Here is a 10,105-nt window from a genome sequence, read left to right on the forward strand (position 1 = left end):
AAGGAAATCGCCCCTCCTCCAGCCTGGGCCCGGACCTAGAGGCTCCAGTGCAGCCCGAGGGACATGCTCCAGCGCGGCTCCAGCTGCAGGCCCGTCACACGCTGGGCCACGGGTACCTGCGCAAAGGCATACACCTGCAGGGCGCGGCCGAGGTCCAGGGTGACGCCCGGACTGAGGTAGACCAGGGTGGCCCCGCTGTTGGCCGCATCCGCCTGGGGGCCTGATTCGCGGCCCTCGGCCCGCAAGTTCAGCTGAAGGTGGGGGGTGATGCCCCTGAATCCGGTGTAGCGGACCCCGCCGCTGGCGTTCAGGCCGTCACCGGGTTTGAAGCCCTCCCGCTCCCCCAGGGGCTTTTGGACCAGCACCTGGGCGAAGACGCCCCAGGTCTGGGTGAGGTCCCCGAAGGCATAGGCGCCGATGAGCAGGTCCGTGGTGCCCGTACCCATCTGCAGGCCGCGGTCGAGGGGCTGGCCCGCCTGGGCCCCGGCCCCGAAGGTCTGGTGGAATCCACCCGTGGGCAGCTTCAGGCCCAGCTGCACCCCGAAGGCGTGTTCCTCCGAGAATCCCTGGTAGCGCCCCAGCACCCGGATGTCACCGAGGCCCGTGATCTGGGACATGGAGGGGTCCACGTCCCCCTCCGCCACGGTGGCGTGGTAGCGGTCGTAGGCGGGCACCAGCACCGTCAGGCCCCAATCCGGGCCGGGGCTGACGTCCAGGGTCAGCGTCAGGTTGCGGTTGAGGGTCTTCTCCTGGACCTCCTCCTCGGCAGGAAGCCCGAAGCTCGCCCGGTCCACGGACCGGGTGCCCCGCCGGAGCTGATCCTGGGAGAAATAGTCGTAGCGGAGGTCGAACCGGAGGCCGGGGCCCACGGCATGGCCCTGGCTGGACCAGTCGGAATTCAAGGTGCAGCCGCAGGCGCCGCAGGCCCGGGCGGGGGAGCCCCCCATCAGGCCGCAGACCAGCAGGAGCCCCGCATGAGTACGCTTCATCACTTCCCCCAGGGGCCATCCCAGAACCCATGTTACGACAGGTGAGGCCCGTGCCAATACCGTTCCACGAGACGGGTTCCGGTGGGAATCCCACCGGAACGGGGAAAAGGTGCATGATATCTGCCCACGGAGGGCACATGGACCCGCTGGCCAAGGCGCTCGAACCCCATCTGGACGCGCTCCTGCCGGAGCTGGAGGCGATCTACAAGGATCTCCACAGCCACCCGGAGCTGTCCATGCAGGAGGTTCGCACCGCGAAGCTCGCGGCGGAACACCTGGCCAGGTGCGGCTTCGAGGTGACGACAGGCGTGGGCGGCACGGGCGTGGTGGGCCTCCTGCGCAACGGCTCCGGGCCCACCGTGATGCTGCGGGCGGACATGGACGCCCTGCCGGTGGTGGAGGCCACGGGGCTGCCCTACGCGAGCACGGTCAGGGCGAAAAATGAGGTGGGCGTGGAGGTGGGCGTCTCCCACGCCTGCGGCCACGATCTGCACGTGGCCTGGCTCATGGGCGCGGCTCGCGTGCTGGGCGAGCACCGGGACCTGTGGAAGGGCACCCTCCTGGCCGTATTCCAGCCCGGGGAGGAGGTCGGCCGCGGCGCCAAGGGCATGGTGGACGACGGGATGACCGAGCGGTTCCCCCGACCGGACGTCATCCTGGGCCAGCACGTGATGGTGGGGACGGCGGGCACCGTGGGCATCCGCAGCGGCACCATCCTCTCCGCCGGGGACAGCCTCCAGGTTCAGCTCTTCGGGCGCGGCTCCCACGGCTCCCAGCCCCAGACCTCCATCGATCCCGTGGTCATGGCGGCCTCCACGGTCCTCCGGCTCCAGACCATCGTCTCCCGCGAGGTGGGCCCCCTGGACAGCGCCGTACTCACCATCGGCTCGCTCCAGGCCGGCACCAAGGAGAACATCATCCCCGAAGACGCCACCCTCAAGCTGAACATCCGCACCTACGACGAGGGCGTGCGCGACCACGTCCTCTCCGCGGTGAAGCGGATCTGCTGCGCCGAGTGCGCGGCCTCCAACGCCCCGCGGGATCCCGAGTTCACCCCCTTGAACAGCTACCCCATGACCGTGAACGATGCGGCGGCGACGGCGCGGGTGATGGAGGTCTTCAAGGCCCGGTTCGGGGAGGCGGCCTACGAGACGGCACCCGCGGCGGCCAGCGAGGACTTCAGCCACTTCGGCCGGGCCTGGAAGACGCCCTACGTGTTCTGGTTCGTGGGCGGCACCGATCCCGGCGTCTACGCCAAGGCCAAAGCCGAGGGGCAGGTCAACCGCATCCCCAGCAACCACTCGTCCAGGTTCGCCCCCGTGCTTCACCCCACCCTGAAGACCGGCCTCCTGGCCATGCTGGCCGCGGCCGGAGTCTGGCTCTGCGACGGGGAATCCGCCGGCCATGCCTGAGCGCGCGATCTTCGAGTTCCTCGACCTGGCGGGCATCTTCGTCTTCGCCATCAGCGGCGCCGCGGCCGCCCGCCAGCGGGACCTGGACCTGTTCGGCATCGTGGCCCTGGCCTTCGTCACCGCCTGCGGCGGCGGCATCGTGCGCGACCTCTGCCTCGGCGCCCTGCCGCCCGTGGGCCTGGCGGACTGGCGCTACCTGGCCCTCGCCATCCTGGGCGCCCTGGCCACCATCGGCGCCTACGGCTGGGTGCGGCGCCTGCGTTACCCGGTGCTCCTCTTCGACGCCCTGGGCATGGCCATGTTCGCCGTGGCCGGCACCCAGAAGGCGCTGGGCATGGGCCGCAACGCCGAGACCGCCATCCTCCTCGGGATGTTCACCGCCGTGGGCGGAGGCATCATCCGGGACATGCTGCTCGGCCGCGTGGCGGTGGTGCTGGAGCGGGAGATCTACGCCTCCGCCGCCCTGCTGGGCGCCCTGCTGGTGGTGCTGGCGCAGCACTTCCACTGGGGCGCGGCCTGGGCCACCTGGCCGGGCCTCCTGGCCTGCTTCGGGCTGCGCTACCTGTCGCTGCGGTACGGCTGGAACATGCCCCGCTTCGGCCGGCGCGAGGCGGGCTCCGGGGGCTGAGCGAGGCTACTTCTTCGCCTTGCCCCCCATGAGGTTCAGGGCCGAGCCGGCCTTGAACCAGGCGATCTGGCCCTCGTTGAAGGTGTGGTTCAGCGTGATCCGGTCCTCGCCGCCGTCCGCATGCGTGGCCACCAGGGTGAGGGGCCTGCCGGGCGCGAAGGTGGTGAGGCCCTGGATGGCGAGGCGGTCGTCCTCCCGGAGCTTGTCGTAGTCGGCGGGGTCCGCGAAGGTGAGGGGCAGCATCCCCTGCTTCTTGAGGTTGGTCTCGTGGATGCGGGCGAAGCTCTTCACGATGATGGCGCGGCCGCCCAGGTGCCGGGGCTCCATGGCCGCGTGCTCGCGGCTGGAGCCCTCGCCGTAGTTCTCGTCGCCGATGACCACCCAGCCGCCCATCTCTCCTCGTTCGGCGGCGGCCTTGTAGGCCCGGGCCACCTTGGGCACCTCGTCATAGATGCCCGCGAGCAGGTTCTTCACGCGGTTGACGGAGCCGTTGAAGGCATTGGTGGCGCCGATGAGGAGGTTGTTGCTGATGTTGTCCAGGTGTCCGCGGAACCTGAGCCAGGGCCCGGCGGCGGAGATGTGGTCGGTGGTGCACTTGCCCTGGGCCTTGATGAGGATGCGCAGGTCCGCCAGGTCCGTGCCCTCCCAGGCCTTGAAGGGCTCCAGCTTCTGGAGGCGCTGGCTCTCCGGATCGATCTTCACCTCGATGCGGTGCCGGTCGGCGGGAGGCGCCTGGTAGGTGGCCTGGCCGGGGTCGTAGCCCTTCTTCGGGAGGCTGTCGCCGCTGGGCGGTGCCAGCTTGAACGCCTTGCCATCCGCGCCGGTGAGCGTGTCCGTCTCGGGGTTGAAGGTGAGACGGCCCGCCAGGGCGAAGGCCGTGACGATCTCCGGCGAAGCCACGAAGGCGCAGGTCTCGGGGTTGGCGTCGTTCCGCGCGGCGAAGTTGCGGTTGAAGCTCGTGATGATGGAGTTCCGCTCACCCTTCTGGATGTCGTGGCGCTTCCACTGGCCGATGCAGGGACCGCAGGCGTTGGCCAGCACCGTGCCGCCCACCGCCGTGAAGGTCGCCATCTGCCCGTCGCGCTCGATGGTGGCCCGGATCTGCTCGCTGCCCGGGGTGATGGTGAAGGTCGATTTGGCCTTCACGCCGTGGTCCAGGGCCTGCCGCGCCACGCTGGCGGCGCGCTCCATGTCCTCGTAGCTGGAGTTGGTGCAGCTGCCGATGAGGCCCACCTTCAGCTCCTCGGGGTAGCCCTTCTCCTTCACGGCGGCGGCGAACTTCGACAGGGGCCAGGCCAGGTCCGGCGTGAAGGGCCCGTTGATGTGGGGCTCCAGCGTGCTGAGGTCGATCTCCACCACCTGGTCGTACTGGCAGCCTTCGTCGGCCCTCAGGTGCTCGCAGAAGCCCTCGGCCAGCGCCGCGATCTCGCTGCGGCCCGTGGCCCGCAGGTAGTCCGCCATGCGGTGGTTGAAGGGGAAGAGGCTCGTGGTGGCGCCGATCTCGGCACCCATGTTGCAGATGGTGCCCATGCCCGTGCAGGAGATGGCGTCCACCCCGGGGCCGAAGTACTCCACGATGGCGCCGGTGCCGCCCTTCACCGTGAGGATGCCCGCCAGCTTGAGGATGACATCCTTGGGGGAGGTCCAGCCGCGGAAGGCGCCGGTGAGCTTCACGCCGATGAGCTTGGGCGCCTTCAGCTCCCAGGGCAGGCCCGCCATGACGTCCACGGCGTCCGCCCCACCCACGCCGATGGCCACCATGCCCAGGCCGCCCGCGTTGGGCGTGTGCGAGTCCGTGCCGATCATCAGGCCGCCGGGGAAGGCGTAGGTCTCCAGCACCACCTGGTGGATGATGCCGCTGCCCGGGCGCCAGAAGCCCAGGCCGTACTTGTCGCAGACGGACGAGAGGAAGTCGTAGACCTCCTTGTTCTCGGTGTTGGCCCGGGCCAGGTCCGGGCTGGAGCCCACCTCGGCCTGGATGAGGTGGTCGCAGTGGACCGTGGAGGGCACGGCCACCTCGGGCAGCCCCGAGGTCATGAACTGGAGGAGGGCCATCTGGGCCGTGGCGTCCTGCATGGCCAGGCGGTCCGGCCGAAGCTCCAGGTAGCTCTTCCCCCGCAGGATCTCGGCCTGGTCCGGGTGGTCCAGGTGGCCGTAGACGATTTTTTCAGCCAGGGAGAGGGGCCGGTTCAGGCGATGGCGCACCACCTTCAGGTTGGCGGCCATGCGTTCGTAGACGGCCTTCACAAACGAGGGGGTGGATTCGATCTGCGCCATGGCGGAATCCTCCAGGGAAAGCAGTGTAGCCCCGTCGAAAACCAAACCATGTACGACAATCTTCGTTGACAACCACGAAACTTGTCGTACATTCTCGGCACTGCCTTCCTGGAGCGCTTTCCCATGACCCCTTCCCCCAGGCCCACCGACGCCGAACTCGCCATCCTCCGGGTGCTGTGGGAGCGGGGGCCCAGCACGGTGCGGCAGGTCTTCGAGGTGCTTTCCGCGGAGCGGGAGCTGGGCTACACCACGGTGCTGAAGATGCTCCAGATCATGGACGAGAAGGGCCTGGTGCAGCGGGACGCCTCGGACCGGGTGCACGTCTTCTCCGCCACCCAGACTCAGGCCCAGACCCAGCGTTCCCTGCTGGACGACCTGCTGGACAAGGCCTTCGGAGGGTCCTCCCTCAGCCTCGTCATGCAGGCCCTGGCCACCCGCCGGGCCAGCCGCGAGGAGCTGGCGGAGATCCGGAAACTGCTCGACCAGGCTGAAGGAGGGAAGCGATGAGTCCGCTGGCCACGCTCGTCCAGGCGCCCTGGGCCCAGGCCCTGGGCTGGACGCTCCTCCACTTCCTCTGGCAGGGCGCCGCCCTGGGCCTCCTGGCCTGGCTGGCTCTGGCCCTGCTGCGGGGCGCCAGCGCCCGGGCCCGCTATGGCGCGGCCTGCGCCGCCCTCCTCCTGATGATCGCGGCGCCCGTCGCCACCTTCCTCGTCCTCCAGCACCAGGTCGTCCAGGCGGAACCCGCTGGCCTGCCCGTGGAGGCGGCCGGGGCCCTGATTGCCGAGGCACCCCTGCCCCTGCGCCTGAAGGCGGCCCTGGATCCGTGGCTGCCCTGGCTGCTCGGGACCTGGGCCCTGGGCGTGGCCCTGCTCTCGGGCCGCTTCCTGGGCGGCTGGGCGCGCGTGCAGCGCCTGCGCCACCACGGGGCCTCGCCGGTGCCCGCCGAGTGGCACCTGGTGCTGTCGCGGCTCTGCCGGGAGCTGAGGCTCTCCCGCACGGTGCGCCTGCTCCGATCCGCCGCGGTGGATGTCCCCACGGCCCTGGGCTGGCTGCGCCCAGTCATCCTCCTTCCGGCCTGCGCCCTCTCCGGCCTGGCCCCCCGGCAGCTGGAGGCCATTCTGGCCCATGAGCTGGCCCATATCCGCCGCGGCGACTTCCTGGTGAACCTGCTCCAGTCCCTGGTCGAAGTGACCCTCTTCTACCACCCGGCCGTCTGGTGGCTGTCGGCCCGCATCCGGCACGAGCGCGAGCTCTGCTGCGACGACGTGGCCGCCTCCCTCTGCGGCGATCCCCTGCTCCTGGCCCGCGCCCTGACCGATCTGGAGGCTCTGCGCGAGGCCGCGTCCCCCGCCCCCCACCTGGCCCTGGCCGCCAATGGAGGTTCCCTCATGCACCGCGTCCGCCACCTGCTCCAGCCCGCCCTGCCCGCCTCCAACGCCGCCCGGGCCGCGGCCCTGGCGCTCGTCGCCGCCTCCCTGCTGGGGGCCGGCGTGGCCCTCCAGGACCAGGGGAAGGAGGCCGCCCCCAAAGCCGAGCAGAACACCCGCATGAAGGTCGTGGACGGCGACCGCAAGCTGGACCTCCAGATGAAGGGGGATGTCCAACTGGACGCTACCGCGAAGGAACCCGTGGCCGTGCCCGGCGATGGCAGCTTCCGCGTGGAGGAGAAGCTGGGCGGGAAGACCCGCGCCTACAGCGCCTCCAAGGAGAAGCGGACCTACACCGTGGACGGCCAGGAGCGGCCCCTGGATGCCGAGGGTGAGGCCTGGCTGCGGGAGGCCGTGAAGGATGCCGCCAAGGCCCAGAAGGCCCGGGACAAGGTCCATCGCATCGAGATCCGCACCCGGCGGATGGAGGACCAGACCCGCGAGCTGGACACCCACCTGAAGGAGCTGGACACGCACCTGAAGGACCTGGACCGCCTCCCGGAGCTGAGCCCCGAGGAGCGCGCCAAGGTCCGCGCCGACCTGGACAAGGCGCGGGCGGACCTGGAAAAGGCCCGCGCCGAGCGCCGCAAGGTCCGGATGGAAGTGATCCGCAAGAAGGGGGAGGCCGGGAAGGACGTCGAGATCCTCACCGAGGACGTCGGCCCGGACACCGTCATCATCCGGAGGCGGGCGGATGGCAAGGACGTGGTCGAGAAGCGCGTCAAGCTCCCGCGCCCGGGGAAAGGCGAGGCGGGCACCTGGGTCTTCGCCGGGCCCGGCGAGGAGGACATGGTCGTGGAGGTGCCCGGGGACATCACCATCCCCCCGGTCCACATCCCCGAGATCCACATCGGGCACCCGGGCGTCGAGGCGGATCCGCAGGTGGAGATCCGGGCCCTCCAGTCCGCCATGAAGTCCATGCAGAAGCGCCTGGACCAGCTCCAGAAGCAGATGGCCGCCACGCCGAAGGGGCGCAAGACGCCGAAGGGCGCCCCCGTCCCGCCGCGGCCTCCGGTGTCCCCGGCCCCGCCGACACCGCCCGCACCGCCCGCCCCACCTGACGGGCCCGGGGACTGAACCCGGGACACTGCCTGCTCCAGACCAAGGGCCCCGCGCGGGGCCCTTGGTCTGCCGACCCTACAAGTTGCGCAGGAAGGCCTCCACCCGCTCCCAGTCCCGGGTCAGCGGGAAGGGCGGCAGGGCGGCCCTCACCTGGGCGGCGTAGCGCTTCCCGCGGGAGTCCTCGCTGGGCAGCATGAGGCGCGGATCCAGCACGGCCACCACGCCGCGGTCGCCGCGGGTGCGGATGAGGCGGCCGATGCCCTGCTTGAGCTTTAGCGTCATCTGGGGCACCTGGATGCCGATGAAGCCCAGGCCCTCGCGCTGGGCGTCCGCCTCGCGGATGCGGGCCTGGAGCACGGGGTCGTCCGGCGGCGCGAAAGGCAGCGCGGAGACCACCACCAGGGAGAGCGCGTCGCCCGGCAGGTCCACGCCCTGCCAGAAGCTGGCGAGACCCAGCAACGCGGCCGAGGGCGTGGCGCGGAAGCGCTCCAGCAGCTGGGTTCGCGAGAGGCCGTCCCCCTGCACGAAGAAGGTCAGCTCCGGCAGGGCGTCTTCCAGGCGCGGGCGGAAGGCCGCCAGCATCTTGCGGCTGGTGAAGAGCAGGAGGGCCCGGCCCCGGCTGGCGCGCAGCATGCGCTCCATGGCCGAGAGCGAGGCCTCGATCCAAGCGGGATCACCCACGCCACCGCCGCCCGCCCGGCGCTCCGGCAGGCCCGGCGGCACGAAGAGCAGGCCCTGGGCCTCGAAGTCGAAGGGGCTGTCCACGTGCTCGGCGGCCTCCACCTCGGGCCTTGTCAGGCCCAGGCGCAGGCCCAGGCCGTTGAAGCCGCGGCCATCCCGCAAGGTGGCGCTGGTGAGGACGACGCTCTCGAAGCCCCGCCGCACGTGCTGGTGGAAGAAGGGCCGCACGTCCACGGGGTTCGACTTGAAGTGGACGAGGTGCGACCCCTCGCGGCTGACCGTGGACACCCAGCCCTCGGGCTGGGCGAAGATCTGCTCCATGCGCGAGAAGGCCGTGCCCACGCGCTCCGCCAGGCGCATCCACAGCGGGTTCTCGGGGTCGGCCCCCGCCAGGCGCCGCGCCTCCATCCAGAGCGGGTGGCCGGCCTCCACCCAGGCGCCCACGGCGTCCGCCAGGGCCTTCATCTCCGGGCCCGGGGAGAGCAGGGGCAGCACGCCGCCTTCCAGAGGCACCCAGGCGAGGAGGTCGCCCCAGGCCTTCTCCCAGGGCTCGAGCAGGGCCAGGAGCGCCGCACCCTGGCCCTTGGCCGCGTCCCGCAGGTCCGTGAAGAGCAGCTGCATGGCGCGGCTGGACCAGGCCTCGGCGCAGCTCTCCGTGAGCTGCTCCTCCAGGTCGTGGGCCTCGTCGAGGATGAGCACGGGCGCGTCCGGCAGCACCTGGCCGAAGGCGGACTCCCGCAGCACGCGGTCCGCCAGCAGCAGGGCGTGGTTCACGATGATGAGATCGGCCTCGGCCACCTCGGCGCGGAGCTTCGTGAGGAAGCAGTCCTCGAAACGCGGGCACTGGCGGCCCGTGCAGCGCTCGGTCCGGGCGTTGAGCTTGTCCCACAGGGGCGACTCGCCCTCGCCGAAGCGGCCCAGGCCTTCACGGTCGCCGTCCTGGGTCTCACGGGTCCAGCGCTGGAGGGCCAGCCAGAGCTGCTGGTCGGCCCGCGTGAACTCCAGGTGGGGATCCGTGGAGACCGCCTCCCAGGCCGTGCGGCAGAGGTAGTTGGCGCGGCCCTTGGCCAGCACGGCCTTGATGGGCCGGCCCAGGATGCCCGAGGCCCGGGGCACGTCCTCCTCCAGCAGCTGGCGCTGGAGCTGCTTGGTGCGCGTGGCCACCAGCACGGGCTGCCGCCCGGCGGCCAGGGCCGGCACCAGGTAGCCCAGGCTCTTGCCCGTGCCCGTGCCCGCCTCCACGGCCTGGATGACGGCCTCGGGCCTGTTTTCCGGCTCGCCGCCGCCGTCCCGCCAGCGCTGGAACCGGGCTGTGCCCTCCACGACCGCGTTGTGGACCAGCTCCGCCATGCGCCGCTGGCCGGGCCGGTCCTCGGCCCCCGGGAAGCAGGCGAAGATCCGTCCCTCCGGCGGGGCGAAGTAGCGGTCCATGGGATGCGCCATCCCCTCAGTGTGGGCCAAAGGCGGAAAAAGGGCGAATCTCCTTGGGAGCAGGGCGATGGTCGAGGAGGGTGCAGCCCCCCGGAGGCCCGGCCAAAGGCTTCAAAAGCCTCCACGAAGGGCACGAAGAAGAAAGCAAAGGCCACGAAGGCGGTTATTCGGACCTGATTATCGGCGAGCCTCAGCCAG

The 10,105-nt window shown here is 70.9% G+C and carries 7 protein-coding genes; 4 read left to right on the forward strand and 3 right to left on the reverse strand.

Features of this window, described 5'->3' with window-relative positions; translation table 11 throughout:
* Positions 1-35 precede the first annotated feature (35 nt).
* Positions 36-989 carry a TonB-dependent receptor gene (locus G398_RS17555; protein ID WP_052571782.1) on the reverse strand — a complete coding sequence of 318 codons (954 nt, stop codon included), beginning with the start codon at positions 987-989 and terminating at the stop codon, positions 36-38.
* A gap of 137 nt (positions 990-1,126) precedes the next feature.
* Here G398_RS17555 and G398_RS0109630 point away from each other — a divergent pair, with 137 nt between their 5' ends.
* Positions 1,127-2,401, forward strand: a complete 1,275-nt coding sequence (locus tag G398_RS0109630) for an amidohydrolase (RefSeq protein WP_026853443.1) — start codon at positions 1,127-1,129, stop codon at positions 2,399-2,401.
* Positions 2,394-3,029, forward strand: a complete 636-nt coding sequence (locus G398_RS0109635) for a trimeric intracellular cation channel family protein (RefSeq protein WP_026853444.1) — start codon at positions 2,394-2,396, stop codon at positions 3,027-3,029. Before G398_RS0109630 ends, G398_RS0109635 begins: the two co-directional genes overlap by 8 nt.
* Positions 3,030-3,035: 6 nt before the next feature.
* On the opposite strand, the gene G398_RS0109640 is transcribed toward G398_RS0109635, so the two are convergent.
* Complete coding sequence (locus tag G398_RS0109640) at positions 3,036-5,306, reverse strand: aconitate hydratase (protein WP_026853445.1); 2,271 nt, start codon at positions 5,304-5,306, stop codon at positions 3,036-3,038.
* A 123-nt stretch (positions 5,307-5,429) separates the two neighbouring features.
* On the opposite strand from G398_RS0109640, the gene G398_RS0109645 reads away from it, so the two are divergent.
* Together G398_RS0109645 and G398_RS19675 are read left to right on the forward strand one after the other, a co-directional pair.
* Positions 5,430-5,813 (forward strand): BlaI/MecI/CopY family transcriptional regulator, encoded by a 384-nt coding sequence (locus tag G398_RS0109645; protein WP_043484652.1) that lies wholly within the window; start codon positions 5,430-5,432, stop codon positions 5,811-5,813.
* Positions 5,810-7,810 (forward strand): M56 family metallopeptidase, encoded by a 2,001-nt coding sequence (locus tag G398_RS19675; RefSeq protein WP_052571783.1) that lies wholly within the window; start codon positions 5,810-5,812, stop codon positions 7,808-7,810. The genes G398_RS0109645 and G398_RS19675 overlap by 4 nt, the downstream gene beginning before the upstream one ends.
* Before the next feature lie 60 nt (positions 7,811-7,870).
* On the opposite strand, the gene G398_RS0109655 is transcribed toward G398_RS19675, so the two are convergent.
* On the reverse strand, positions 7,871-9,919 hold the full coding sequence (locus G398_RS0109655) for an ATP-dependent DNA helicase (RefSeq protein ID WP_026853447.1): 2,049 nt from the start codon (positions 9,917-9,919) through the stop codon (positions 7,871-7,873).
* Between the last annotated feature and the right edge of the window lie 186 nt (positions 9,920-10,105).

The sequence above is a fragment of the Geothrix fermentans DSM 14018 genome (assembly GCF_000428885.1).
Classification (GTDB): Bacteria; Acidobacteriota; Holophagae; order Holophagales; family Holophagaceae; genus Geothrix; species Geothrix fermentans.

Coding starts and splice junctions, on each gene's coding strand:
- G398_RS19675 (WP_052571783.1), top strand. CDS start 5,810: ATGAGTCCGCTGGCCACGCTCGTCCAGGCGCCCTGGGCCCAGGCCCTG.
- G398_RS17555 (WP_052571782.1), bottom strand. CDS start 989: ATGAAGCGTACTCATGCGGGGCTCCTGCTGGTCTGCGGCCTGATGGGG.
- G398_RS0109645 (WP_043484652.1), top strand. CDS start 5,430: ATGACCCCTTCCCCCAGGCCCACCGACGCCGAACTCGCCATCCTCCGG.
- G398_RS0109640 (WP_026853445.1), bottom strand. CDS start 5,306: ATGGCGCAGATCGAATCCACCCCCTCGTTTGTGAAGGCCGTCTACGAA.
- G398_RS0109635 (WP_026853444.1), top strand. CDS start 2,394: ATGCCTGAGCGCGCGATCTTCGAGTTCCTCGACCTGGCGGGCATCTTC.
- G398_RS0109630 (WP_026853443.1), top strand. CDS start 1,127: ATGGACCCGCTGGCCAAGGCGCTCGAACCCCATCTGGACGCGCTCCTG.
- G398_RS0109655 (WP_026853447.1), bottom strand. CDS start 9,919: ATGGCGCATCCCATGGACCGCTACTTCGCCCCGCCGGAGGGACGGATC.